Origin of the sequence: Pseudomonas atacamensis (assembly GCF_017167965.1) — a bacterium.
GTDB lineage: Bacteria > Pseudomonadota > Gammaproteobacteria > Pseudomonadales > Pseudomonadaceae > Aquipseudomonas > Aquipseudomonas atacamensis.
The window spans coordinates 3,055,245-3,081,453 of sequence record NZ_CP070503.1 but is presented as its reverse complement, the minus strand read 5'-3'; the positions used below and the strand labels follow the sequence as shown (position 1 = coordinate 3,081,453).

Below are 26,209 nucleotides of genomic sequence, written 5' to 3'. Positions count from 1 at the left end.
CGAATGAGCCAGCTCACGGCAAGCGTCAGCGGCGGGAGTCAATGACCAGCGGCGTCTTGCCGCTGTGTTTGTTTTGAACGAAGTGCTCGGGCGGGCATTGTTCGATCTGCAGCACCAGCAGTCCGCTGTCGACTACGGTCATCAGGGTCAGGTAATCGGTGAGACGGTGTTTAGCGATGTCGGCCGCAAGTTCACAGTGCAGTTGCATGCGCTCGACGCCCTCGGCGCTGTGGTCCAGCTGCAACTGAAACGGCACTTGCAGCCGCGACGCCAATTCGCTCAGGGAGATGAAGTCAGTGCCGATGCGCAACAGCTTGCCGTGGCGCTGCAACAGCTCGAAGCGTGGCGACGTCAGCCCGCAGGCGCAGACGCCCGGCAGCCAGCGCCCGGTGTCGCCAATCTCATAACGCTGCACGCGCTGGCCACCTTCACGGGCGAGCGAGGTCACCAGCAGCCGACCCACCTGATCGCCGATCACCGGCACATCCTCATCGAACGCGACGATTTCCAAGTGCTGGATCGCGTTCATCAGATGGAAAACCCCATCCGCCGAAGCCTTGCAGGCATGGCCTAGCGGGCCGGCATCGACGCTGCCGTAGATCGCCGAGCGAATGCTCGAGACGCCACAACTGCGCAGCAATGCACGGTTCTTTTCGCTCAGGTGCTCGCCACCGAGAAAGACCTTTTCGACGCCGGCATAAGCGCGCAGCCGCTGCTGCTCATTCAAAAACAGGCGATGCAGTGTGGCGGGCATTCCCACCAGGACGTTGACCCGTTGGTCGATGATCAGTTGGGCAATCTCCCGGTAGTCGTCATCGATAGGGGCGGCCATGGGCAGGTGCGTCACCTCGAGCAATTCCAGCGCTTTGCTGAAGCTGAGAAAACCGCCGTACAGCCCGCCACAGAAGAACAGGTTCATGACCCGATCCCGCGCCGGATCAAGTCCAGCGGCGAACAGACCGTCAGCGGTTGCGCGCATCTGCCGATCGAAATCGCGATAGCTGTAGCCGGCCAGAGCAGGGGTGCCGCTGCTGCCTCCGGAGCGGAAATACAACTGCGCCTGATCGTTGATGGGCTGGGCGACGAAGGCCTCTTTGTTCATGATCGCAGCGCACGACTTCGCCGCGAGTAGCGGTAAATCGAGACTGGCCTGATTCGGCAGTTGCGTGGCCGCCAGACTCACCGATACCCGCCGACTCAAGCGTTGCAGCGCATAGACGCCGTCATGGGGTTCGCCTGCGTAACCGTCGTGAATGCTGCCGATCGGTGCGATACGCGTGACCCCGGCGGCGATCAGCGCATGAGTAAGCTCGGCAATGCGTGATTGCGCACACATCAGCGCGCAGCTTTGCAGGACGTTGCGCCACGGCAACAGGGCGGCAGTGAGCAGTGCCTGCGGCAGCGGGTGCAGCAGTACGCTGCGAAACAGCGGTGAAGGCGCGAGTTGCCGCTCATGGCTCCAGATCACCCGCCAGCCCGGGCCGCTCCACACTTGCCCGGTGTGTCCGGCGAAACTCTGGCCGAGGCGGGCCATCTGCGTGTGCGTGGTAATTTGCGAGGCTTCCTGGATTGTCGGCACCAGTGCCGGCCATTGCGTGGCGCGTCGTTGCAGGGCCTGCGCCAGGCGTTCACCGATATCGCGCAAAACCTGCGGATCGTCGCTGTCCACCAGCAGCCATTGCGGGCTGGAGCAGGCCTGCTGATCCAGTCGGCAGACTTCGTCGGCGACGGCATCAAGCGCCTCCGGCGTAGACGATTCCGGGGTGAGATAGACGAAGCTGATGCGGTGCCCCCAATCGATCCAGCGACAACCCGGCACCAACTGTTGCCGAATCGCTTGCAGGGCCGCTTCGCCACCCCACGCTGCAACGCCGTTGGCGGGTTTGCACAGCTTGCCGATCTGCTCGGTGCTCGCTGGAATCACCGCCACATGTCCGGCCAGTTGTCCGCTTGCATCGCAATCCACCAACGCGCGCAACAGTTGCGCCGTCAGGCCTTGATCGCTGCGGCTGGGGCGCAACCAGTTGACGTTGCCGGCGAGCAGACTTTCCACCACCGCGCAAAAGGCCAGCAGCGGCGCGTTGGCCGGAGTGATGTGCACCACCAGCCCGAGCGGACGCCAGGCTTCGAAGCGTGGCTGGCGATAATCGAAACGACGCAGGCAATCGGCCTCGGCGCCCAATTCACGCTGGCGTTTGTAGGCTAGCGCTTCGGGTTGGCAGAAATCGATCAGGGTCTGCCGCTGCTCGTTGTCGAGGGGCAGATCCGAGTGCGCGTCATGCAGTTGCCGGGCAAATTTCGCGACTGCGTCGATGACTGTGCGGCTGTCGAGTGCGCTCGCCAAGTGTTGCGGCAACGCCTGTTGCAGGTCTTGCAGCGCTTGGTCGAGGCTATAAGCGTGGTGCAGTTGTCCATTGATCAAATACATATCAGTGACTCCCCATTAATTCGGCGGCGGCCATTGCGCAGCTTCTGCCCGCTGTGGTGGCGGCGCGGCCGTGCAGTTCGAACCAGTCGCTGGTCAATCCACAGCCGCAACTTGCGCCCGGGTGCAGCGTGGCAAGGTCGCTCATGACCACGGCGTGGGCCGGGCTGGAGGAGATGTAAGGCGAGACGAAGCCGAGCAGGCCTTGTTGGCCATAGGGCAGCAGGGAAAAATCCGCCGGATCGCGAATCAGCACTCGCGAATACACCGGCACATGAAAGCGGTGACGGGCGCATTCGATGTAAGGCACGGCGTGCTCGACAGCACCGTAACCATCGCGGCAGCGGGCCGGTTCGATGCCCAGTTGCCGATGGATATGGGCGTAAAACTGTTGTTTGGGAATTTCCTGCGCAGCCTGGGTTTTCCAGCCACCGCCAAAAAAGGCCAGCGAACCGGCGGGCAATTGCACATCCTGCACAGCGGTAGCCTGCATGCGTTGCAGGGTCTGCCAGAGAAACGCCGGGAAGCCGAAAATCCGTACCGGCAAGCCTTCTTCAGCGAATGACTGCAAGGCGGCGATCACGCCGAATACATCGAACTGATGGCCCCGACCAGTGTTACGCAAGGCGTAGACCACGCGATTGACCGGGGCAAACCGACAGAGAAACTGGTCGGTAAACGAGGTGCCCAAGGTGATGCGTCCTTCGGGTTCGTAGCTCAACAGCAGGTAGTTGCACGGACTATCGGGAGTGTCCCAGGCGTAATGGCGGAAGATCTGCGCAACCATGAACTGCGCGCGAGCCAGGCTGCGTTCGTCGTAACGCATCCGGCTTTTCTGCCCGCTGGTGCCCGACGAAGTCAGTTCCAGGGCGTTCGTCCCCGTGCTGCTGAGCAGAAGGTGTTGCTTGAAGAAACTGGCAAAGATCGGCGGCAGACGCGACCAGTCACTGAGATTGTCTAGGTCCTGCGGCGCCAGTCCGTGGGCGTTGAGCCAATGGGCGTAACCCGGGGTGTGCTCGCAGTGAAAGCGGCTGATTTCGGTCATCGCCCGATCAAACAGAGCGGGCGGGGCTGAATTCAGGCAATAGGGTTGCGTCAACGCGCACAGCGCGTCGGCATAGGGTAGGTGAGTCATCCATGTTCCTTATTGAGGCGAGACCACATCAGCGGTGGTGGTTTGCAGGAGCCGGTAAACCATGGGCAGGCACATCAGCCCGCCGAATGCGGCCCAGATAGCGAAGTATTCAAGACGGCTGCCGCCACCGATGGCCGCAATCAGCGAACCGCCAAAGCCCATGACGGCGATCGAAATCATGCCGGTCAGCGCCGACACCAGGCCTTTGCTGTCGTCGCTGGAAAACAGCGCCAGGCGATACACCGCCGCGTTGCTCATGCCCAGCCCGACGGCGTACAGCGACAGACTCGCCACCACCGGTCCAAGCCCCGCGCCGAGCAATGCGCACGCGGCCAGAAACAGAAGGCCCAGACAGAACGGCCAGAGCGCCAGTTGAATCAATTGCGTCAGCGAATGAGTCTGTAGCAAGCGGTCGAGAATCAGATTGCCGGCGATGACTGCCGAGAACACCGGTATCTGCCACAGGCCATATTCCAGCGGCGGCATGTCCAGTACCCGCACCAGCAGCAATGGCGCCAGGCCTATCCAGGCGATGAGCGGCAGACTCATCAGGCCGAGCGCCAGGCTTGCACAGAGGAAGCGCGGATTGCCCAACAGCGCACCGTAGCGCCGACAAGTGAGGCGCCAGGAGAAGGGCACCCGGGGAGTTTGATGACCATCGCGGCGCTCGACGCCCACAGTTTCCGGCATCCACAGCAACAGGCCGAGCCATACCAGCGCTGCTGTGCATCCCAGCAGCAGAAAAATTTCCCGCCAGCTCAGCCATTCCAGCAGCAGGATGCCAAGCAGCGGCCCGAGCAACGGCGATAACAACGCAACATTGCCGAGCAACGCCATCAGCCTGACGGCGTCGGCTTCGCAAAAAACCTCCTGCAATGCCGGGTAGCTCACGGCGACGACAAATCCCAGCCCCATGCCCTGCAACAGACGCAACAGGTTGAACGCTTCAATGCTGTCGGTGCTGAAAGCTGCCGCGCACGACACACCGAACAGCGCACTGCCGATCAATAACATTGGCCTGCGCCCGAATTGATCGGACAAGGGACCCAGTAGCCATTGCAGGCAGACGCCACCCAACAGATAAAGATTGAATGCATGGGGTACATGCCGCGCGTCCGCTTCGAGGTCGGTGGTGACGTCCAGCATCGCTGGCATGATCACGTCGCTGGCCATGTAAGTGAGCAGTTCGAAAGCGGTCAGCGCCAGACAGAAACCGGCAACCTGTCTGGGGCCGATATTGATAAGTGTTCTCTGCATGAACATCCCTGTTTATTAGTTATAGGAAGTTCGCAGAGCCTAGGCGCAGACGCACAGCCGACCTAGCCGTTTGCTGCGTCAGCAGATTTCAAAAACTTACGGCATGTTTAAAGGATTGGCGCGGCGCGGAAGCTGTTTACTTGTTTGCGCCAGAGCAGGGAGGGCAGGCCATGCCTCAAGGTCGGCTGACCTTGCAGCCAAAAGTCTTCAGGGGCGGTAACATGAGCGCCCGTTTGCCCCGGCACGTCCCCGTAATTCGGCAATTCTATGGCTTGCAAACGCATACACTTCAACGTTTCAGGAAACCGCAATGACCCAGAAGCAACGCTTGATTTATTCGATTCTGATCGCCCTGTCGGTACTGGCGATCATGCTGGGCCTGTCCTGGCTGCAAAACGCCGGCATGATCACCGAGAAAACTTTCCAGTACGTCGCGATCGGCGTGGCCGTGGTTGTGGTGGTGATCAATGGCGTGATGCGCCGCAAGGTCAAGCCGTAACGGCGAGCACCCGGTGCCTCATTCGTGGTTGAGGACCGCTGCAGCTTGCGGGTGCAGGCTGTAACTCTTGTCGGCGTTGAAGGTGATCACGCCTTCGGCGCACAAGCGTTTCAGCACTTCGCGCACGCTGAGAAACGACAACGGCACGTCCAGATCGAGCAACTGGCTATGCACGCCACGGACGCCCAGGCGACGATTGCTCTGTGCCGCCACCAGCAGGGCGTCGATGACTTTCAGGCGAATCAGGCTGGTGCGCAGGCCGAAACTCTTCAGTAGCACGCGAATACGCTCGTTGCCCGGACGCTCGCCGCGCTGGGTGAAATTGCCGGTGTGCGAACCCATGGAAACGCCCTGTGGCGTCTGGCTACCGTCCGTTGGTAGTTGCGAGTTGTACATGCGATTACTCCTTTTCAGAGCCAGATCGGGAAAGGTTTTGTTGCGCTCTCTAAACAAGACGTTTCAGCACGACAAATCATGAAAGAAAAGATGTAGAAATTTCGTCGGAAATTCGTCCCGGCCTTGTGATGCCGGCCTCGTGCCGAAGGATTGCCCGCTAAATTTTTTTCCTCAGCTTCGTTTCTTCGACAGGCTCATTGCGCGTGGACGCAGGGGCAATCGACCTTTCGATCAGGAGCAAGCGTGATTATTTCCAGGCAACTCACCGGGCTGGCCCTCGCCAGCACCTTGTTCGGACTGAGCCTGTCGGCCCATGCACTGAGCCCGGCTGCACAAACCAGCGCCGATATTCGCCGCACCAGTTTCGGCGTGCCGCACATTCGTGCCGAGAACGAACGCGGGCTGGGCTTCGGCATCGGTTACGCCTACGCCCAGGACAACCTGTGTTTGCTGGCCAACGAGATTGTCACGGTCAACGGCGAGCGTTCACGCTACTTCGGCCCGGAGCAGTTCACTGTCGAACAACGGGAAAACCGCGTCAGTGATGTGTTCTTCGCCTGGCTCAATACTCCAGAAGCGGTCGAAACCTTCTGGCAGGCGCAACCGACGCAGGTCCGCGACCTGGTCGAGGGTTATGCCGCCGGATACAACCGCTATCTGGCCGAACGGCGCCAGCAAGGATTGCCGCAGCAATGCCAGGGCGAGTGGGTACGTGAAATCAGTGCCGAAGATCTGGTCAAACTGACGCGGCGCCTGTTGGTGGAAGGCGGGGTCGGGCAGTTCGCCGAGGCTCTGGCCGGCGCCACGCCGCCGCAAGCGACCGCACAGGTCAAGCACGACACCGAGGCGTTCCAGTTGGCCGACGCCCGTCAGCAACGTTTCGCCCTGGATCGCGGCAGCAACGCCGTGGCAGTCGGCAGCGAGCGTTCGTTCAACGGCCGTGGCATGTTGCTGGCCAACCCGCATTTCCCATGGGTCGGCGGCATGCGTTTCTATCAGATGCACCTGACCATCCCCGGCAAGCTTGATGTGATGGGCGCGGCATTGCCGGGTCTGCCAATGATCAACATCGGTTTCAACCAGCATCTGGCCTGGACCCACACTGTCGACTCGTCGAAACACTTCACCTTGTATCGCCTGCAACTCGATCCAAAGGATCCGACCCGCTACCTGCTCGACGGCAAGTCGCTGCCGCTGAACAAACAGACGGTTACCGTGCAGGTCAAGCAGGCTGACGGCCAGGTCGTGCCGGTGAAACGCGATATCTACAGTTCGCAGTTCGGCCCGATCGTGCAATGGCCGGGCAAGCTCGACTGGGATAAGCAATATGCCTACAGCTTGCGCGATGCCAACCTCGACAACGATCGCGTGCTCAAGCAGTGGTACGCGATGAACCAGGCCAGCAATCTCAAGGATCTGCAAGACGCCGTGCACACGATCCAGGGCATCCCGTGGGTCAACACTCTGGCGGTGGATGACAAGGGCCAGACGCTGTACATGAACCTGTCGGTGGTGCCGAATGTCAGCGCGGAAAAACTGGCCAAGTGCAGCGATCCACGCCTCGGTCTGCGCATGATTGTCCTGGACGGTGCCAACAGCGGCTGTGCCTGGGATGTCGATCCGCAAGCGGCGCAGCCGGGCATTTTTGCGTCCAGCCAGTTGCCGCAATTGCTGCGCAAGGATTTCGTTCAGCACTCCAACGATTCAGCGTGGCTGGCCAACCCGGCGCAACCGCTCACCGGCTATTCACCGCTGATCAGTCAGGACGGACAACCGCTGGGTCTGCGCTCGCGATTTGCGCTTGATCGTTTGGCTGAGCTGAGCAAAAAAGGCCCGTTGGCGGTCAAGGATCTGCAGCATATGGTCATGGACGATCAGGTCTATCTGGCCGCGCAGGTCATGCCCGATCTGCTGAAGTTCTGCGGCGCCGATCTGGGCAGCGATGCGGCCACGCTGAAGCCGGTCTGTGCCAGCCTCAAAGCCTGGGATGGTCGTGCCAGTCTGGATTCGGGGATCGGTCTGGTGCACTTCCAGAACATCATGCAGGCGCTGCTTGAATCACCGGATATCTGGCGTGTTGCATTCAATCCGGCTGATGCGCAACACACTCCGCACGGCCTGGCGCTCGAACAACCGGCCGTGGCCAAGGCGCTGCGTGAAGCGATGCTGGCGTCGGTCGAACTGGCCGGCAAAATGGGCCTGAAGCCGGACATGCGCTGGGGTGACATCCAGGGGGTCAGCAGTGGCGGGCGGCAAACGCCGATTCATGGCGGGCCGGGTACGTTGGGCATCTACAACGCGATGCAAAGCGTGCCCCGTGAGGATGGCAAACTTGAGGTGGTCAGCGGCACCAGCTATCTGCAAGTGGTGAGCTTCGACGAAAAAGGCCCGCACGCCCAAGGGCTGCTGGCGTTCTCGTTATCCAGTGATCCGGCGTCGAAATATTCACGCGATCAGACCGAGGCGTTTTCGAAGAAACAGTGGAGTGTCCTGCCATTCACTGAGCAGCAGATCCAGGCGGATCCGCAATATCAGGTGCGGACGATCAAGCAGGATCAGGCAGGGAAGGTGGCAGCGCAGTAAACAGTCGTCGCCTGAAACAAACGAAGGCCGCCTCCCGCAAGGGACGCGGCCTTCAGCTTTTCGGTGGGCGTTGCGGCATCGAATTGATTACCGGGTTGCCTTCCTTGTTGCGAGTCAGGTAGACCGGCAGCACTTTCGGCAGGCTGTTGGCGAGGTTGTTCATCTCTTTGATGTTGTAGACACCGCCCACGCGGATCGCGCCGGTACTGGTGTCGGCCAGCATCAACGGCTTGTCGAGGTAACGGTTGATCAAAGGCAGGGCGTCGTGCAGCGCAAGGTTGTCCAGTATCAGTCGGCCGCTGCGCCACGCCAGCGAGGTATCGCCGGGGTAGGTCTGGCTGATTTGCGGTGCGTAATCGCCATGTCGGTAGCGTGCCTGCATCGATGGACTCAAACGCAGGCCGTCGCCCGGCAGATCGCGATTGCTGCTGACCAGCACCGAACCTTCGACCAGATTGACCCGAACCTGATCTTCATACATCCACACGTTGAATCGGGTACCGGTCACGCGGATCTTGCCATCGCCGGCGCGCACCACAAACGGATGAGACGCGTCATGGCTGACATTGAAAAACGCCTCGCCCTTGTTCAGGGTGGCGCGACGTTCATTCTTGTAATTGCTGAAAGTCAGGTCGGTGTTCAGGTTGAGTTCCAGCTGGCTGCCGTCACTCAGAGTGATCTGACGCACACTGTCGGTGGCGGCGTAATGCTGATAACTGGTGGGCACCCAGCCCAGACTCCAGCCGCTGTAGGCCGCGAGCGGCAAGCCGACAGCGCAGGCGCCGGCGATGACCGCGAACTTGCGCCACGAACGCAAGGGTTTGCGCTGCGCCGCGAGCGCCTCGGGTTCGGTTCGAGGCAGGTCTCCGGCGACTTCCCAGATTTCCTGCATGGCTTCGTATTCAAAGGCATGCAGCGGATGGGCTTCGTGCCAGTCTTCAAATGCGCGACGCTCTTCGTCCGTGCAGTCAGCGGCGTGCAGACGCATGCACCAGTGCGCGGCGGCATCGGTGATCGCATCGTATTCGGCTTCCGAGAGAGTGTCTTGGGTCATTGACTCGTCCTGATTTCGCTCATTCTAACCTCGCCGGCAGGCTGCCGAGAACATCCGTCATGGCATTTACCCATCAACGTGGAACTTATTTTTCCCTGTGGCGCCCAAAAAAACAGGAAGCAACTGCCTACTATCCATAAATGGAGTGAAAAAATGATCAAAAAGACATTCGCAGCCCTGATTGCCACTGCCGGTTTGTTCAGCGCCGGTGCCGCCTTGGCGGACAAGCCAGGCGCAGGCTGGATCACCATCGAAAAAGCCATCGAGGTCGCCAAGACCAAGGCCGGTTATGTCGAGGTCTATGAGATCGGCGCCGACAATGACGGCTACTGGGAAGGCGAAGGGCGCAAGGCCGACGGCACTGTTTACGAATTCCGCATTGATGGCGCTTCCGGCAATGTGCTGCGGGACCAGAAGGACTAACCCACCTTAAGCACTCACTGATTCTTGTGTTGAGCAATGCGCTGGCGCGACGTCAGCGCATTTTTTTGTCTTCACGGCAGCGCTTGCGAGGCTCCTGCCTGATCCGACCCCGGCGCCGCTGACGATAGGGGGGCGGGAAGCGGGTCGAGCTGACGGCCCAGTTCACTGATGAGCAATGCGATCGAATCGGCGTTGGCGAGCATGACGTCAATCCTTGCATCTGCAGAATCAGGGCGGCAAAACGCCAGGCGTGCATCTGCAAGGTTTGTGGTGTTGGTAAGGCTGAGGATTTTTTGGTAATTGCCGGCATGCGCGGGTACTTTGTCCAGGTCGGTCCAGACCTGTTTGCCGGTCTTCACCGCAAACAAATGCTTGCCGTAGCGCGACAATAAGCTGCGATGACGTTCAATAGATTCCTTGGCATGTTTGCCCGAGGGCGTCCTCGTATCGATGAGGTCCAGATAAGGCGCCATGGCCTGCACGGCGACAAGATCGTCGCTGTCGCAAACCAGATGCGAGAGCTCATGGATCAGCGTTACAGCGCGGGCATGGGAATCAACATTGAACCGAGGGGGCAAATGCGCAGTGTATTTATCCAGTCCCGGGTTGAAAAACAGCTCAGTGAGATGAATGATTTTTCTCTTATCCTGTTTGAAAACGAATGCCACGGTATTGCCGCTGCCAGGTCCGTTCAGACCAGTAAAAAAGCGTTCGGTGTAGAGCAGATCGTCTTTCGGGTTCGTCAGTTCTCGGCAAACAGGAATAATCACCTTCTCGAATTTCCTCAGCAGCGTGGGCGTTATCACCGACACCTCGAAGAACTTCTTCAAAACCGTCTCTAACCGCGTGCCCGTAAGGTTGTCGCGCTGCGTAACGTAGTTATGCAGACAATTGACTGCGTATTCTCTTGCACGATTTACCGCTTGCTGTATCACGAACGCCTTGGCCGGATAGCGACGGTTGATCTGGGCCATGCCTCTGGCCTGGATATACATTTCTATGGAACGGTTTTCCTCGACTTCGTGTTGCACAGGGTCACGTTTTTTTGACCGGCAGCGATACACCTGCTGGCTGGTGCTTGCGACGACCAGACGGGAATTTTTCTCCTCGAGTGCCGGCCCCTGGTTGCCGTCTTTTTTGCGCAAATACCAGGTCTTTTCGACCTGGACCGTCGGATACACCTTGCCGGCAATAGCGGCGTATTTCTGCGTCGTCGACGAATCTCCATAGACCAGCTTATTGGCATCGAGCTTGAGGCTTTCCAGTGCCGTGCTGCTTTCGAAGGGCTGCAGATCCACGCGGGCGGGCGTTACCGGTGACACTTTTGCCCAGCGAGAGGCTGCTTGCACCGTCGTGGCTGTACCCTCAGGTGCGTGCGCTTCTGCGGCGAATTCGGTACTGACCGTTTCTGCCTCGCTTTCCCACGACAGACGTCCCAGGCTGAAGAGGGTAATCGCCCCTGCAATGAAGCTTTTCAGGGCGTTCGCCCAGTGGTGATCCTGCAGGCCTTCAGCGGAGGCCTTGAAATCCTGATAGCTGCGCCAAAGGAAAAATCCGCAGGCGAGTTTGCCCGGCAACACGTGCGGCACCAGGCGGACGCCGTGGCTGAACAGAAACTTCACTGCTTCCCAATCTGCCTGGGCGTTGATCTGTGGTTGGCTGCGCAGCATTTGTGGCAGAAGACTCAGGGTGTCTTTGTGCAACCGCTCGAGCACGTTGCCCTTTATGGGGGAGTCATGAAGGGTGATTTCACTGTTTTTGCCGATCGTTGTTTTCAACAGGCTCTTGAATACGGCCTGCTGCGCGTCAGGCAGACGCCGGATGAGCAAGTCCTGAAAGTGGCCGGGGGTATTCAGTGCTTCGATCAACTGCGCTTCGTTCTCGAACTCGCGAAATACCCATCTTGAGTAAGGCGCATAGAGGACCCGGGGACCTGTTTGCCCTGCGCCCGGACCGAACACATACAGTCCGAGCGCGTCTACGCAATCAGCGCCTGAAGTCTTGATCAACGATAGCGGACAAGCGATGGCGTGAGCACCGTCGACCATCGCCCGCGCTATCCCGTCAGGCATATCGAGGACCTGGCAGATATAGTCGTAGCCGGTATCGGAGAGTTGCTGTTGCAACTTCATCGAGTGGGCGTGCTGCATCAATTGCCAGGGCAGCTGGCGCAAGAACCGTTCTTTGCTGAGGCGTGCTGACGCGCTATCAGCTGTCAGCGCTCTGGTCACTTTCGCGGTGTAGGTCGTGGCAACGTCGAGAGATTGCAGCAGTTGCCGTACGGCGGACTGGCCAAAATCCTTCGGTAGTGCTGTCGCTGTTGTCGATGCCACTTTGAAACCGCTGTCCTGCACGACGTTGTAGTGATGCAAGCTAAACTCCAGCAAGTCACAGGCAGGGCCGGCCAGTGTCAGGTTGGGGGTGATCCGGATGTCCTGTGGCTTGAGGCCGTTGCCTGGAAATCGCGCATCGAGCAGTGTCTTGAGTGTCTGCTCGATATGAGTGGCCAGCGCCGGGGCCTCATCGAGGAAATCCTTGCCGTCGATGAACGCGCGGCGCAGTTCATCCAGCAACGCCAGTTGCGTGCGCTGCTCGGTCGCCGAGGCCATGCGCAACCAGTCGGGATAATCCAGATGACTGGCAAGGGTTCGTGCAAGGTCAACGGCGCGGCGCAGATTGGTATCGATCACCGCGCTTTTCATTTGCTCAAGGTAAGTCTGCAACGTGTCCTGGTCCTTGATACAAACGCGCAGCTCTTCTGAATCGGCCAGGAACTGTTCAATGCCCGATTGCATGCGATTGCTGGAAACCCGGTCTTCAATCAATTGAAAACTGCCCAGGGTGTATTGCTGGTCCAGTCGACGTTGAGCCCTTGGCAGATTTTCCAGCAGCGTATGACTCTGGTTGTTGTCATCCAGGCGTTGTTGCAATTGCTTCTGCGCGACGGCGATATTCTCGAACTGTTCCAGCCCAGTGGCCGGTGTCCACAGGATGGCGCGTCCGGAATGCTTGTCATCCATGCCGCCGCGCTCGGTCAGAAGCACGCAGTGAGCGAGCGGCAGCGCACCTTTGAACTCGGCACAGGTGAGGGTGAGCGACCATGCATCGGGGCGAAAACCATTGAGTGACTGGCGCTCCCTGCGTGTCGGATGCGTGGCATCGAACACGGTGTCGACGATCTTTCGCTCCGCCTCCAGCCATGACCCGCTGAGACTGCGCAGGTAGGCCTCACCGCGCAGGCCATCTTCGAACGTCTGGGCCAGCTTCCACACAATGCCTTCCAAAAAGACGCGCTGTTCGGCGCTGTGCGCGGTCGGCTGGTCTTTGAAGTGGCTGGTCAGATTATCCAGCGTCCGTCCCAGACTCGTCGCCTGCTGCGCAGCCTTGTCCGCTTGCACGAGTGACGATGGCGGAGTGCTGGTGAATAACGGACGGGTACTCCAGCGCTGATTGAGATCGAGCTTGAGCAATCGTTCATGAATCATCGAGCGGATATCCAATGCCTTATCAAAGAGTGCATGGATATCGGTGGTGCGTTTGCTCTGACGAAAGCGCTGCAACACGAATTCAATGTTCTGGCGTTGTTTGGTGATGATGGTCTCGAACAGCGTCGTCATGATCTCACCGCCAATGTTTTCCCCGGATACCTGCGCGTTAGTGAAGCCAAGGTAGCGATTGCGCTCTTGCAGGTTCATCAGCCCGTACAGCTCATCTTCGTGCCCGGCAGCCCGCAGTTTGGCGGTCAGTGTCTGTTTGAGGTCGGCGTAGTCGGTGAGTACCTGCAGGCCCTGGCTGGGCGTATAGAGATAAGCCTTGTCATGATTGATCATCAGCGAACCGGCCAGCTCGACACAGGCTGTCTCTTCGCTCAGGCACACGGTTTCGAACGTTGGCCGCCGCACTGCAACGCTTGGCTCACGGACCAGACAGTGCAGGGCGTCGAATTCGCTGGCAGTGAGGATCTGCGTTTCGCGCTTGATCATCAGATCCGCTCGGGCTTGATCCTGTAGCGTCTGGCTGAAGAAGGTACGTCTGGGCGAGCCCTCGAATGAAGCGCCATTCCAGTAGATCTCAAGCTGCCGAAACAACAGCATGGTCAATTTTCCCGATGCGGACTCGATCGCATGGGTCCAGGCAGACTGATCGTCTTCGCTGACCGAACGAGCGGGGTGGGTAAACTCCACGGTCTGACCGTGCGGCCAGCCCTGGCGATGAAAGTGCAGCAGCAGCGCCTCACTGAGCGACAGCGAGTCGACCCACTGTTTGTCCGCAGAGGAGGACGCCGAGTAGAAACCGACCCGGGTTAGCGACTGTTGCAGCGCGGCAAAATGCGCTTCCAGCAGTTCGTCGAGAATCTTTTCCAGCAACGTTGCAAGGGATGGCAGGCGTTTGAGCTCGTCCAGCAGGTCACGGGCGCACCTCTCCAGGGATTCGCCGATAGCCGCTTGCTGGTCCTCGAACACATCACCTTCGATGGTTTCGCAGGTCAGGGTAATCCCGCGTTTTTCCACCAGTTCCTTGCGCAGCGAAACCGAGAGGAAAGCCAGCAGATCATCAGCTTCCCCGGCATTGTCGAGGCGTGTCTGCAGGGCGTCCGTCAGTGCTTGGCGGTCAGCGAATTTTTTCAGGCCATCGTAGGGCGTATAGAGAAACACGCCGTTGTCATCCGGCCCTGCGCTGAGCATGAAGCTGCCCGCCAGCGGCACGGCCTGTTGCTTGTCGGCGTTGAGCAGGATGCGTTCGGCCAGCATCGGCGGGGTTTGCTTGTTGCGCAGCGATTGCGTCGCCAGTTGCGCATTGGCGAGCCAGTCGAAGTCTTTGCTGTTGAGACCGTGTGCCGGACCCAGGGCAGCATGCAGGCCGGGTGAATCGAGTATCACTGGAAACAACAGCGGGGCAGTCGGGGTGGACATCATTGCAACTCTGAACGGGGCGCCATCGGGCTGGAACTCAACAGTAGATGCGCAGACTGAAGCACTTGCGGTAGATAGTTACCGCACACGCTGACAGTGAAATGTGCATCTGGGCGCGCCAGCGGATGCCGATCAATCGAAGGGTTGACAGCTGGCAGCTCGGGCGCGGTTAATCGGTGGGCAAATTCGACCGTACGCTGTTGTTCCCTCCAATAATCATTCTGGAGCTTCAGATGTCTGCGCTACACGATCATGGCTCGTCCACAGTGTCCCTCGAGGCACTGACGCAACTGCTTGAAACGATTTTTCTGCGCCACGGCACTTCCAGCGACGTCGCCCGGGTGCTGGCCGCCAACTGCGCCAACGCCGAACGCGACGGCGCCCACAGTCATGGCGTGTTTCGCATCCCCGGTTATGTCTCGACGCTGAAAAGTGGTTGGGTCAATGGCCATGCGGTGCCCCAGGTTGAAGACGTCGCGCCGGGGTTTGTCCGGGTTGACGCCGGCAACGGTTTTGCCCAGCCAGCGTTGGCAGCGGCCCGACCACTGCTGATCGAGAAGGCGCGTCATGCCGGGATCGCGGTGCTGGCGATTCGCAACTCGCATCATTTCGCTGCTTTGTGGCCGGATGTCGAGCCCTTCGCCGACGAAGGTCTGGTCGCGCTGAGCGTGGTCAATAGCATGACCTGCGTGGTGCCCCATGGCGCTGATCGGCCATTGTTCGGCACCAATCCGATTGCCTTCGCCGCACCAAGGGCCAACGCCGCGCCGATTGTGTTCGACCTTGCCACCAGCGCCATTGCCCATGGCGATGTGCAGATCGCCGCGCGCAAGGGGGAAAAACTCCCGGTCGGCATGGGGGTCGACAGCCTCGGCCAACCGACGCAGGACCCCAAGGCGATTCTCGAAGGCGGCGCGTTGTTGCCGTTCGGCGGGCACAAAGGCTCGGCGCTGTCGATGATGGTCGAGTTGCTGGCAGCGGCATTGACCGGCGGCAATTTCTCATTCGAGTTCGACTGGTCCAACCATCCCGGCGCGAAAACACCATGGACCGGCCAGCTGTTGATCGTGATCGATCCGAGCAAAGCGGCGGGGCAGAACTTCGCCCAGCGCAGCGAGGAACTGGTGCGGCAGATGCACGGGGTCGGGCTCAAGCGTTTGCCGGGGGATCGGCGGCATTTGCAGCGTGCCCGCTCATTAGCGCAGGGCATCACGCTGGATGAACAGACGCTGGGGCAGTTGCGGGAATTGGCGGGGGACTGAGTTTGCACAAGGCATAAAAAAGCGAGCCCCAAGGCTCGCTTTTTTTGTGGCGCTGGAACTCAGCGACGACCGAGCAGCAGGCCCACCACCAGGCCGAAACCGGCGGAGATCGCTACGGTTTGCCATGGGTGGCCACCGATGTAATTTTCCGTGGCTTCAACGGCGGGTTTGGTGCGGTCGCGCACGCTGGACACCGAATCCAGTGCCAGCTGCAGCTTCTGGGCAATTTGTGCGCGCAGCGTTTCTGCTTCTTCGCCTACCAGTGAAGCGCTGCTCTTGAGCAGTTTGTCCGATTCTTCGATCAGAGCCTGAAGCTCGCTGAAAGCTTGATCCTTGATTTGCTCTTCGGCAGCTTGCGAGGCGGTTTTACGGGCCATTGGGTGACTCCTTGCAGGTGAATGGACAGTGACCAATGGAGTGTAGCGGCAGGCGAAAAGTTGCATGTCGTTCGCGGACAAGGGAAAAACCTGCACCGAAGATTTGTGTCGAGCGTGTAAGATGTCGCCATTTTATGCAGCAGGATAAATCCCCATGAGTTTCAATCTGGCCGACAAATCCCTCGCAGAGCGCGCAGCGCTGGAAGACGAGAAATCCCGTCTGTTCGAACTCTGGCAGAACAATCTGGGCAAAGCCAAAGGCGAAGCCGCGCGCCTGTTTGGGGAGCGCTCCAAGCGCAAGGGCAAATGGGCCGAGTGGGTCCGCGCCGAGCTGGACGGCATGTCGCCGCCGGAGTTCGCCAACATGGTGCGCAGTGAAGTCAATCGCCTGATGGCGGCGAACAAATAATCTGTTTCACACTTGGCTGAACGTGGCGGCAATCGCCTCACGAACCTTGACCAGCACCGGATCGATCTGTGTGCTGGTGCGCCAGCCCAGTTCCACCGGATAGCGCGGTAAAGCCAGAGGGCAGGGCAGCAGCGCCAGTCCGCTCAGCGCCGCGATACTTGCGGCGGCATGGGCCGGGATCGTCGCCACCGCCTGACTGCCCTTGAGCAAAAAGGGCAGTGCAGCAAAATGCGTGGTCGACGCGCAGACTCGCCGGCTCAAACCCACTGCCGCCAATCCTTCATCGGTAATGCCGATAAAGCCGCCCGACGACACCAGAATGTGCTCGCGGGTGACAAACTCCTGCAATTCGATGTGCTGCTGGCCCGGCGCAAGACTGGCTGGATCGACGAGGCATGCATAGCCACCTTCGCCCAACACCTGACGGCTGAGCAGGCGCTCGGCAAATCCTCCGGCAGTGATCGCCAGGTCGATGCTGCGCTCCATCAGCGCACGGGCGACGATCTGGCTGTGGGTCTGGCGGAATATCAGCCGCAGCTTCGGCGCACGACGGGCGATTTCCTCGATCAGGCGGCGGCCGTAGGCAATTTCAAAATCATCTGACAGACCGATCGCTACCGAGCGACCGTCGTATTGATTGGCCGCAGGATCAAGCATGGCCAGACTTTGCCGGCATTTGTTCAGGGCATCGCTGATCACCGGTTTCAGCTGATTGGCTTGCAGCGTCGGCGCCAGACCGCGCCCGGTGCGCACGAACAACTGATCGCCATACACCTCACGCAAACGACGCAACGCCGCGCTGACCGCCGACTGCGTTACGCCAAGACGCAGGGCGGCGCGGCTGGCGCTGGATTCCTCGTGCAGCGCTTCGAAGACTTTCAGCAGGTTGAGGTCGATGTCGGCGATATTCATTTGGCTCATATCATTCAGCAGTGGGCAGGGCTTTATTCATGATCGCGTGAGACTGGAGAATCGGCAACACCTGAACCTGATGGAGTAAACATGATGGCCAAATCCATAGTTGCGGCGTTGCAGATCGGTGCCTTGCCCGGTGGCAAAGGCGAAACCCTTGAACAGATCCTGAGCTGGGAAGACGCAATCCGCGACTCCGGTGCTGCGTTGGTGGTGATGCCGGAAGCCCTGCTCGGTGGTTACCCGAAAGGCGAGGGTTTCGGCACCCAGTTGGGTTATCGACTGCCTGAGGGGCGTGAGGCCTTTGCGCGTTATTTTGCCAACGCCATTGATGTGCCTGGCGCCGAAACCGACGTGCTGGCCGGATTGTCAGCGCGCACCGGGGCCAATCTGGTGATCGGCGTGATCGAGCGCGCCGGCAGCACGTTGTATTGCACGGTGCTGTATTTCGATCCGCAGGCCGGGCTGCTCGGCAAACACCGCAAGCTCATGCCCACCGGCACCGAGCGACTGATCTGGGGCAAGGGTGACGGCTCGACGCTGCCGGTGTTCGACACCCAGGTCGGCAAGCTTGGCGCGGTGGTGTGCTGGGAAAACATGATGCCGCTGCTGCGCACGGCGATGTATGCCAAGGGCGTGGAGGTCTGGTGCGCGCCGACCGTTGACGAGCGCGAGATGTGGCAGGTCAGCATGCGCCACATCGCCCATGAAGGCCGCTGCTTCGTGGTCAGCGCCTGTCAGGTGCAGGCCTCGCCGAATGCGTTGGGGGTGGAGATTGCCAATTGGCCCGGGGATCGACCTTTGATTGCCGGTGGCAGCGTGATCGTCGGGCCGATGGGCGATGTGCTGGCTGGACCGTTGCGTGGGGAAGCGGGTTTGCTGACGGCGGAAATCGACACCGATGAACTGATCCGCGCGCGGTACGACTACGATGTGGTCGGCCACTATGCGCGGCCGGATGTGTTCGAGTTGAACGTTGATGAGCGGGCGAAGCCGGGGGTGCGGTTCAATTCCTGACCTTGAAACTTGCAGAGAACCTGTGGGAGCGAGCCTGCTCGCGAAGACGTAGGCACCTGCAATATTGGAATTGCCTGAACTACCGCTTTCGCGAGCAGGCTCGCTCCCACAGGGATTGTGTGTTGTTCTGCCGATTGGAACCGCTGACTACCAAGTCGCCGCACTCGCTTTAGGCAAGCTCAACTTGCCGCTGTCGGTAAAGCGCATCGTGCCAAACAACCCGCCCGCCAGTTTGCCGCGCAGCACGTAGGGCAGGTTGTCGAGGCTTTGCGTCTGGCTCAGGCCCAAGGTCTGGCGCAGGAACGAGAACGCCGAGACGCTGACCGGCACCGTGACAATGGCTTCAGAGAAACGCGGGATTGAGCCGCTCTGATCGCTCACACCCGAAGCCAGCGAATGACCATTGACCTCCAGATCCAGGGCGATGCCGTTGTAATCGATCGCCGTTTCATTGGGGTTCTGCACGCGCAGCTTGATCGCGAAGCGTACTTCCAGTTCCTGACTGGGCAACGGTTCGAGGCCGACCACGTTGATGTTCACCGGGTCGCGATTGGGAAACAATGCGCAGGCACTGAGCGACAACAGCAGAAGCGACAGGAAGACGGCGTGGAGGCGGCGCATAAAAATCTCTCGACAAAAAAGGGCTGAACCGTCGCCGGTGCAGCCCTTTTTGCCAAGGCGCGACGTCAGCGGTTCAACTGTGCGACAGCCGCCGCTTGGCCGGGTTCACCTTTGGCGGTGACGTCGGGGTTTTCCATGACCTGCAGGATCGAAGCTTCCGGGTCGAAGTCGTCTTCTTCCAGCTCGATGAATTCTTCCGGCAGGAAGATGTTCAGCACGATAGCGCACAACGCGCCAACGGTGATCGGCGATTCGAAGATATTGCGCAGCGCTTGCGGCAGTTCGCGCAGGACTTCCGGCACCGCCGCGATGCCCAGGCCCATGCCGAGGGAAATCGCCACGATCAGCATGTTGCGTCGATGCAGGCCGGCCTCGGCGAGGATCTTGATCCCGGCCACGGCGACGGTACCGAACATCACCAGCTCGGCGCCGCCCAGCACCGGTTTCGGCATCAATTGCAGCACCGCGCCGATCATCGGGAACAAACCGAGCAACACCAGCAGCCCGGCGATGAAAAACGCCACGTAGCGGCTGGCCACGCCAGTCAACTGGATCACGCCGTTGTTCTGCGCAAAGGTCACCATCGGCATGCTGTTGAACACTGCCGCCATGGCCGAGTTGAGACCATCGGCGAGCAGGCCGGATTTGATCCGGCGGATGTACAGCGGGCCTTTCACCGGTTGCCGCGAGATCATCGAGTTGGCGGTCAGGTCACCGGCCGCTTCCAGCGGCGACACAAGGAAAATCACTGCCACCGGCACGAACGCCACCCAATCGAAGTTGAAACCGTACTTGAACGGCACCGGCACGCTGACCAGCGGCACCTCGGGCATCGAAGCGAAATCCACCGTGCCCATCAGCCAGGCCACCACGTAGCCAAGGGTCAGGCCGATGACGATCGCGCCCAGGCGCAGAAACGGCACGTCGACACGGTTCAACACAACGATGGTACCGATCACCAGCGCCGCCAGAAATACGTGACTGGCCGCGCCCAAGTCAGGCGCGCCGAAGCCGCCGGCGATGTCGGTCATCGCCACTTTGATCAGCGACAGGCCCATCAGCGTGATGATCGTGCCGGTCACCACCGGCGTGATCAGCATGCGCAGTTTGCCGATGAACTGGCTGAGCACCACTTCGATGAACGCGGCGAAGAAGCACACGCCGAAGATCGTCGAGAGGATTTCGTCAGTGCCACCGCCACGCGCCTTGACCATGAACCCGGCGCTGAGAATCACACTGATAAAGGAGAAGCTGGTGCCTTGCAGGCAGAGCAGACCGGAACCCACCGGGCCGAAGCGCTTGGCCTGGACAAAGGTGCCGAGGCCGGAGACGAACAGCGCCATGCTGATCAGGTAGGGGATTTCACTGTGCAGACCGAGGGCGCCGCCCATGATCAGGGTCGGGGTGATGATGCCGACGAAACTCGCCAGCACGTGTTGCAGCGCGGCGAACACCGTGGCGGTCAGGTGCGGACGGTCGTTGAGGCCGTAGATCAGGTCGTTGTTGCGCGGGGTTTTGTCAGAGGCGGTCATGGTGATGTGCGCGCCGCAAGGCGGGGCCGGGTCAGAAAATGGGTGCGCAGAATGCCGGAAGAGGGCGGCGAGGGCAACGAGCAATAACTGCCTGAAAGGTCAGGTTTTACTGCCTCTCCCTTGTTTTGATCGTTCCCATGCTCCGCGTGGGAATGCAGCCCGGGACGCTCCGCGTCCCTTCCAGAGCTGGAACGCGGAGCGTCCCTTGAGGCATTCCCACGCAGAGCCCGGGAACGATCAAACGTGCCTCGACCGGCAATGGAAAAGCGCCCGTGGCATACTCCCGCGCATGACTTTCGACTCCCCCCTCAGTGCCTGGCAATACGCAGTCGACCACAAGGGTTTCATCCAGGATGAAGCCCAGGAACACGCGGTCTGGGCCTTGCAAAAATGCCATGAAGCCTTGCACGCCGGCGCCCGCTCGGTCGGCGGCGTGTACCTGTGGGGGCCGGTCGGGCGCGGCAAAACCTGGCTGATGGATCAGTTCTATCAGAGCCTGCGGGTGCCAGCGCGGCGTCAACACTTTCATCACTTCATGGGCTGGGTGCATCAGCGTTCGTTTCAACTCAGTGGCATCGCCGATCCGTTGCGCGCTTTGGCCAAAGAGCTGGCCGCCGAAGTGCGCGTGCTGTGCTTCGATGAACTGTTCGTCAATGACATCGGTGACGCGATCATTCTCGGCCGGCTGTTTCAGGTGATGTTCGATGAAGGTGTGGTGATCGTCTGCACCTCCAATCTGCCGCCCGATGATCTATACGCCGACGGCTTCAACCGCGACCGTTTCACGCCGGCGATTGCGGCGATCAAGGCGCATATGACCGTGGTCGCGGTGAATGGCGCCGAGGATCATCGCTTGCATCCGGGGACGATCGAGCAGCGTTATTTTGTTCGCGCGGATGTTTTACCGAGCGCACTGGAGGCCGTGTTCAAATCGCTGGCTGCAGATGAGACTGACAGCGAGGAGCCCGTCGCCGTGGGCCACCGCACACTCAACGTGGTGCAAGCCAGCGAATCCGTGCTGTGGTGCCGCTACAGCGATCTGTGCGAGCAACCTTTCGCCGCCATGGACTTCATTGCCCTGTGTGATCGCTACCGGGCTATTCTGTTGAGCGAAGTACCGAACCTCAGCGCACAGAAGCGCGAGGGACGCATTGCGCGCGGTACCGAAGACGGCGCTGAGCGCGTGGTCGCCGGCGACCGGGAACTGCCACAGTTATCGGTGCACGACGACGGCGTTCGCCGCTTTATCGCACTGGTCGACGAATGCTACGACCGCAAAGTGCCGCTGTACGTCGAGGCAAGCGTTCCGATGGAGGCGCTGTACACCGAGGGCTATCTGGAATTCCCTTTCCGCCGCACCCTCAGCCGTTTGCGGGAGATGCAATTGCAGCGCTTCGCTGAAGCCTGAAAGAAGAGGGCGCCGACATGAGTCAACCGTTGTCCCATCATTTGCTGACCATGGCCTACCAGAATGCCTGGGCCAATCATCGTCTGGCCAAGGCCTGGAGCCAGCTCGATGCCACTGAACTGGCGGCGCCACGGGTGAGCTTCTTCCCCGGCATCCGCCTCACGCTTAATCACATCCTCACTTGCGACTGGTTCTACGTCGACGCGCTGGAGCGCGAATTGCGCGGGGACGAGCCGCACCCGGATTGCTACGTTTTCTTCAATGCAGACGAGCCGTTTACCGATGCGGCAACGCTGCGTGCAGAACAGGCCCGCGTTGATCGCCGGCTGATCGCCTATTGCGAGCAACTGCGCGATGCCGATCTGCCGAGAATCGTCACTATCGCTCGCGACGAACCGCAACATGACAGCCGCCTGCGCATGCTCTCGCACCTGTTCGAACACCAGATCCATCATCGCGGCCAGGTGCACGCCATGCTCAGCGGCACGGCGGTCAAACCACCGCAACTGGATGAATTTTTCTGTGTCGGCGAAAGCGCATTGCGCGCCGAAGACTTCGCCGAACTGGGCTGGACCGAAGAGCTCATCTGGGGCCACTGACCACGAAAGATCGCAGCCTCGTTGCACTCGTCAGCTCCTACACATATCGGACCGGAGGAGCTGACGAGTGCAACGAGGCTGCGATCTTTTGATCTTCAGCTTTTCAAGTTGCCCTCTCAGGCGCACCCAAGCTAATGTCCCCGCTAGGCCTTCCAGCTAGCACCTTGCGCGCCGGGGCTCTTTGCTTAATCGGGGATGGAAATGGATTCCGCAGAAATACTCGTACTTCAGGCCAGTTACAGCAACCCGGTGCACGCCGAAGCCATCGGCATCGTGCTCAACCACTACGCCGAAGATCCCATGGGCGGCGGTCATCCGATCGCGCCCGAACTGCTGCAACGCCTGCCCGAAGAACTCGCCCGCCGCCCGCATGCCTTCAGCGTGCTGGCCTTCGTCGGCGGCGAACCGGCCGGGCTGGTCAACTGCTTTGAAGGCTTCTCTACTTTCGCCTGTAAACCGCTGGTCAACGTTCACGACGTCGCCGTGGTCGGCAAATTTCGCGGCCTGGGGCTCAGCCAGAAAATGCTGCAGAAGGTAGAAGAAATCGCCCGCCAGCGTGGCTGCTGCAAGATCACCCTGGAAGTGCTGGAAGGCAATGCGGTGGCGCAGGGTTCGTATCGCAAATTCGGCTTTGCACCGGGGATGTTCAATCCGGATCACGGGCGGATGCTGTTCTGGATAAAGGACTTGCAGGCCTGAAGGCGCCTCACCGCAAATCACCAACATAAAAAAAGGCGCCCCAATGAGGGCGCCTAACTGTCATCTCCCGGGCCAGAGCGGAGCCACGGAAGGTTCATCGGTTGCTCGGTAAAATTCAGTCGCGATAAGACTCGGTCACCTGGGCCGTCTGGTCAGCAGGGACGCGGATTTCTTTCGCACTGGAGTCGGCCTTTTGCTCGCTTTGCGCGTGCTGGACCGGGAAATTGTCGTAGTAATAACGCATGCGCTCGGCGCCGCCTTCGGCGAAGGCGCTGGTGGAGCCGAGGGCGAGCAGGGTGGTGAGAATGAAGGTAGTGGTTTTCATGGTGCCTCCTACTGAACAAGTGGGAGTCGGTTCGTCCGTGAAGCAGACCGCAGAAAAGAGTCTGTGTCGCCGCCATTAACAATGGGTTAACGCTGGTTCAGGGCAACTATTGCTGGGTATTACAGGACGGATTACCGCAGCAGCACACCAACCAGCACGCACAAAAAAAGGGCCCTCGCGGGCCCTTTGTCGTCTTACTTCTTCGCCACCTCTGCCGAGGCAGGCTGCTTGGGTTTCATCAAGCTGAAATCGATCAGTGAGCGTTTCGCCGTCTGATACGGATCACCAATCAACAGTTTGCGCGGCACGAAGCTGTCGCTGACCAGACTCTTGCTGCGGTCCAGTTCATCCGAGCTTAATCCGACCAGATCCGCCCAGGTGTGGATGAACTGCGAGCTACTGTACGGGCGGCTGAGGTCGCCAGCGAAATTCCAGTCGTGGTTTTCTTTCCACTTCGGCGAAGCCCAGGCCATGAACGGGATGGTGTACATCGGCGCGGTCGGTTTGTTCTCGTTGCGGCCCAAGGTGCTGTGGCCGGCCGAGTCAAAGACGTCTTCGCCGTGGTCGGACAGGTACAGCAAAAAGCCGTTCGGGTCGGATTTGGCGTAGTCCTTGATCAGGCTTGAAACCACGAAATCGTTGTACAGCACCGCGTTGTCGTAGCTGTTGTAAGTCGGCAATTGGTCATCGCGCACGCCGGCAGGGACACCCTGGCGATCCTGGAACTTGTCGAACGTCGGCGGATAGCGGTACTGGTAGCTCATGTGCGTACCGAGCAGGTGCACGACGATAAGTTTGCGTTCAGCCGGATCAGTCAGGGCCTTGTTGAACGGCTCGATAACGTCACCGTCGTACTGCGCGGCGTTCTGGTTGCGGTTGTTGTTCAGGTACACCTGCTCGTCAGCCTGTTCGGAGAAGGTCGTGAGCATGGTGTTGCGCTTGGTCATGGTCTGCTGGTTGGTGATCCAGAACGTCTTGTAACCGGCCTGTTTCATCACGCTGACCAGCGATGGCGTCGACAGGTACAGATCCGGGTTCTGCTCATCGGCGAAGGTCAGCACTTGCTGCAGCGCTTCGATGGTGTAGGGGCGCGGAGTGATGACGTTGTCGAAGATCGCCAGTTGATCCTTGAGCTTGTCCAGTTCCGGTGTGGTGTTGCGCGGATAACCGTAGAGGCTCATGCGCTGGCGGTTGGTCGACTCGCCGATCACCAGCACCAAAGTCGCCGGTTGCCCGGCCGAGGCGTCCTTGAGGTTTTTCAGCGGGGGGATCTTGCTCGCACTGTCGAGCATGCCTTGCATGTCGGCGAGGGTTTCCTGATAGCGGTGATAGGCCACAGCCATCTGCCAGGGCACGGCGGGCTCGATACGGGTTTCGAATTTCTCGAAACCTTGGGCGAAGGTGCCCATGCGCATGGTTTGCTTGACCAGCGGATAGCCGACCACGGCAACGACAATTGCCGTCGCCGCTACCAGCGCGCGACCACGCGGCATGTAGACCGGGCGCAGACGCGTCCACAAAAAGTAGGCAAACGCGGTATGGGCGAGGAACGCCGGGATCATCCACCAGGCGAAGTACTGGGTCATGTACTCGCCGGCTTCCGACACGTTCGATTCGAACATGATGAAGATGACGCTCTGCGAGAATTCCTGCTGATAAATGAAGAAGTAGCCGAGGCTGGCCATCGAGCAGGCCCACAGCACCACGCCGATGATGGCGGCGAGCAGGCGGGTCTGTTTGGGGAACAGCAGCATCGGCGCCAGCCACAGCGCGCTCATCACGAAGGCCTGGCGGAAGCCGGTGAAGCCGGATGTGCCGGTCAGCTGGATCAGCAGTTGGGTGATGCCCGAGAAGTACCAGAAGAAAACGAACAGCCAGATAAATCCAGCCCAGTCAAAACCCGTCGCAGTCGTTTTGCTGCGTTTGAACAATGCCATTCAGTGCTCCAGCTCAATCATCAATCCCACGCCGGAACGCTTCCATGACACCGACGAACAGAGGCCGTACACGCAGGTACGGCCAGAATTGGGCGGAGTATCCCCAAGGGCATGTGAAAGATTTGTTAAGCACCGCGTTTGATGAGTATCAGGCGGTCAGAGGTGCAACGTGTCGGGAACGACGGGGGCCGTTCCCGAAGCAGGCGGGGATCAGGCGTGGGGTGCGCGCTGCACAACCGGACGCGGTTGCGGCTGCGAGCCTTGGGTCAATGCGCGCAATTGCGCCAATTCGTGCTTCAACTGGTCGCGCTCGTCTTTCAACTGGCGCAATTCATCGCGACGGATCGTAACGTAGAGGGTTTGTGGCGGCATTGCTGTGTGTACTGTGCCCATTGCTCACCTCGCAAATGGCGTGCATCAACTGTA

General features: G+C 59.9%; 22 protein-coding genes. 9 read left to right on the top strand and 13 right to left on the bottom strand.

Going from position 1 to position 26,209, the window contains the following annotated elements:
• Nucleotides 1–25 precede the first annotated feature (25 nt).
• From JWU58_RS14005 to JWU58_RS13995, 3 genes are read right to left on the bottom strand one after another with little or no spacing between them, the layout of a single operon-like run.
• Nucleotides 26–2,428, bottom strand: coding sequence for an acyl-CoA reductase (locus tag JWU58_RS14005; protein ID WP_206420318.1), 2,403 nt, complete (start codon nucleotides 2,426–2,428; stop codon nucleotides 26–28).
• Nucleotide 2,429: 1 nt separating this feature from the next.
• Nucleotides 2,430–3,560, bottom strand: coding sequence for a LuxE/PaaK family acyltransferase (locus JWU58_RS14000; RefSeq protein WP_206420317.1), 1,131 nt, complete (start codon nucleotides 3,558–3,560; stop codon nucleotides 2,430–2,432).
• Nucleotides 3,561–3,569: 9 nt separating this feature from the next.
• Nucleotides 3,570–4,817, bottom strand: a complete 1,248-nt coding sequence (locus JWU58_RS13995) for an MFS transporter (protein WP_206420316.1) — start codon at nucleotides 4,815–4,817, stop codon at nucleotides 3,570–3,572.
• A 310-nt stretch (nucleotides 4,818–5,127) separates the two neighbouring features.
• On the opposite strand from JWU58_RS13995, the gene JWU58_RS13990 reads away from it, so the two are divergent.
• Complete coding sequence (locus JWU58_RS13990; RefSeq protein ID WP_016770563.1) at nucleotides 5,128–5,316, top strand: hypothetical protein; 189 nt, start codon at nucleotides 5,128–5,130, stop codon at nucleotides 5,314–5,316.
• Nucleotides 5,317–5,334: 18 nt separating this feature from the next.
• Here the strand turns inward: JWU58_RS13990 and JWU58_RS13985 are convergent, their stop codons facing one another.
• On the bottom strand, nucleotides 5,335–5,712 hold the full coding sequence (locus JWU58_RS13985; protein ID WP_024012892.1) for a fe2+ zn2+ uptake regulation protein: 378 nt from the start codon (nucleotides 5,710–5,712) through the stop codon (nucleotides 5,335–5,337).
• 243 nt (nucleotides 5,713–5,955) lie between these two features.
• Here JWU58_RS13985 and pvdQ point away from each other — a divergent pair, with 243 nt between their 5' ends.
• Nucleotides 5,956–8,295 carry a bifunctional acylase PvdQ gene (pvdQ, locus tag JWU58_RS13980; protein WP_206420315.1) on the top strand — a complete coding sequence of 780 codons (2,340 nt, stop codon included), beginning with the start codon at nucleotides 5,956–5,958 and terminating at the stop codon, nucleotides 8,293–8,295.
• Between the two features lie 52 nt (nucleotides 8,296–8,347).
• On the opposite strand, the gene JWU58_RS13975 is transcribed toward pvdQ, so the two are convergent.
• Nucleotides 8,348–9,349: a FecR family protein gene (locus JWU58_RS13975; protein WP_206420314.1), complete on the bottom strand. Its 1,002-nt coding sequence runs from the start codon at nucleotides 9,347–9,349 to the stop codon at nucleotides 8,348–8,350.
• A 153-nt stretch (nucleotides 9,350–9,502) separates the two neighbouring features.
• Here JWU58_RS13975 and JWU58_RS13970 point away from each other — a divergent pair, with 153 nt between their 5' ends.
• Nucleotides 9,503–9,772 (top strand): PepSY domain-containing protein, encoded by a 270-nt coding sequence (locus JWU58_RS13970; RefSeq protein ID WP_123442531.1) that lies wholly within the window; start codon nucleotides 9,503–9,505, stop codon nucleotides 9,770–9,772.
• A 71-nt stretch (nucleotides 9,773–9,843) separates the two neighbouring features.
• Here JWU58_RS13970 and JWU58_RS13965 read toward each other — a convergent pair whose 3' ends face one another.
• Complete coding sequence (locus JWU58_RS13965) at nucleotides 9,844–14,685, bottom strand: dermonecrotic toxin domain-containing protein (protein ID WP_206420313.1); 4,842 nt, start codon at nucleotides 14,683–14,685, stop codon at nucleotides 9,844–9,846.
• Between the two features lie 233 nt (nucleotides 14,686–14,918).
• Here JWU58_RS13965 and JWU58_RS13960 point away from each other — a divergent pair, with 233 nt between their 5' ends.
• Nucleotides 14,919–15,947, top strand: a complete 1,029-nt coding sequence (locus tag JWU58_RS13960; protein ID WP_160769105.1) for an Ldh family oxidoreductase — start codon at nucleotides 14,919–14,921, stop codon at nucleotides 15,945–15,947.
• Nucleotides 15,948–16,006: 59 nt separating this feature from the next.
• Here the strand turns inward: JWU58_RS13960 and JWU58_RS13955 are convergent, their stop codons facing one another.
• Nucleotides 16,007–16,324, bottom strand: a complete 318-nt coding sequence (locus JWU58_RS13955) for an ElaB/YgaM/YqjD family protein (protein ID WP_016774661.1) — start codon at nucleotides 16,322–16,324, stop codon at nucleotides 16,007–16,009.
• Nucleotides 16,325–16,478: 154 nt separating this feature from the next.
• Between JWU58_RS13955 and JWU58_RS13950 the strand changes: the two genes are divergently transcribed.
• Nucleotides 16,479–16,733, top strand: a complete 255-nt coding sequence (locus JWU58_RS13950) for a hypothetical protein (protein ID WP_003224595.1) — start codon at nucleotides 16,479–16,481, stop codon at nucleotides 16,731–16,733.
• Nucleotides 16,734–16,739: 6 nt separating this feature from the next.
• On the opposite strand, the gene JWU58_RS13945 is transcribed toward JWU58_RS13950, so the two are convergent.
• A complete protein-coding gene (locus JWU58_RS13945) occupies nucleotides 16,740–17,654 on the bottom strand; it encodes a LysR family transcriptional regulator (protein ID WP_206420312.1) in 915 nt (304 codons plus the stop codon).
• 84 nt (nucleotides 17,655–17,738) lie between these two features.
• Between JWU58_RS13945 and JWU58_RS13940 the strand changes: the two genes are divergently transcribed.
• Nucleotides 17,739–18,662, top strand: a complete 924-nt coding sequence (locus JWU58_RS13940; protein WP_206420311.1) for a carbon-nitrogen hydrolase family protein — start codon at nucleotides 17,739–17,741, stop codon at nucleotides 18,660–18,662.
• Nucleotides 18,663–18,809: 147 nt separating this feature from the next.
• Here JWU58_RS13940 and JWU58_RS13935 read toward each other — a convergent pair whose 3' ends face one another.
• Both JWU58_RS13935 and JWU58_RS13930 read right to left on the bottom strand, forming a co-directional pair.
• Nucleotides 18,810–19,283: an LEA/WHy family protein gene (locus tag JWU58_RS13935; RefSeq protein WP_125926863.1), complete on the bottom strand. Its 474-nt coding sequence runs from the start codon at nucleotides 19,281–19,283 to the stop codon at nucleotides 18,810–18,812.
• A 65-nt stretch (nucleotides 19,284–19,348) separates the two neighbouring features.
• On the bottom strand, nucleotides 19,349–20,815 hold the full coding sequence (locus JWU58_RS13930) for a nucleobase:cation symporter-2 family protein (RefSeq protein ID WP_110645241.1): 1,467 nt from the start codon (nucleotides 20,813–20,815) through the stop codon (nucleotides 19,349–19,351).
• Between the two features lie 289 nt (nucleotides 20,816–21,104).
• Between JWU58_RS13930 and zapE the strand changes: the two genes are divergently transcribed.
• From zapE to JWU58_RS13915, 3 genes are all read left to right on the top strand, one after another.
• A complete protein-coding gene (gene zapE / locus JWU58_RS13925) occupies nucleotides 21,105–22,223 on the top strand; it encodes a cell division protein ZapE (protein WP_206420310.1) in 1,119 nt (372 codons plus the stop codon).
• A gap of 17 nt (nucleotides 22,224–22,240) precedes the next feature.
• Nucleotides 22,241–22,822 (top strand): DinB family protein, encoded by a 582-nt coding sequence (locus JWU58_RS13920; RefSeq protein WP_206420309.1) that lies wholly within the window; start codon nucleotides 22,241–22,243, stop codon nucleotides 22,820–22,822.
• Between the two features lie 201 nt (nucleotides 22,823–23,023).
• A complete protein-coding gene (locus JWU58_RS13915; RefSeq protein ID WP_024012903.1) occupies nucleotides 23,024–23,521 on the top strand; it encodes a GNAT family N-acetyltransferase in 498 nt (165 codons plus the stop codon).
• Nucleotides 23,522–23,636: 115 nt separating this feature from the next.
• On the opposite strand, the gene JWU58_RS13910 is transcribed toward JWU58_RS13915, so the two are convergent.
• From JWU58_RS13910 to JWU58_RS13900, 3 genes are all read right to left on the bottom strand, one after another.
• Nucleotides 23,637–23,846, bottom strand: a complete 210-nt coding sequence (locus tag JWU58_RS13910) for a hypothetical protein (RefSeq protein ID WP_133337865.1) — start codon at nucleotides 23,844–23,846, stop codon at nucleotides 23,637–23,639.
• A gap of 194 nt (nucleotides 23,847–24,040) precedes the next feature.
• Complete coding sequence (locus JWU58_RS13905; RefSeq protein WP_123442524.1) at nucleotides 24,041–25,783, bottom strand: phosphoethanolamine transferase CptA; 1,743 nt, start codon at nucleotides 25,781–25,783, stop codon at nucleotides 24,041–24,043.
• Nucleotides 25,784–25,993: 210 nt separating this feature from the next.
• Nucleotides 25,994–26,176: a DUF6026 family protein gene (locus JWU58_RS13900; protein ID WP_016774671.1), complete on the bottom strand. Its 183-nt coding sequence runs from the start codon at nucleotides 26,174–26,176 to the stop codon at nucleotides 25,994–25,996.
• Between the last annotated feature and the right edge of the window lie 33 nt (nucleotides 26,177–26,209).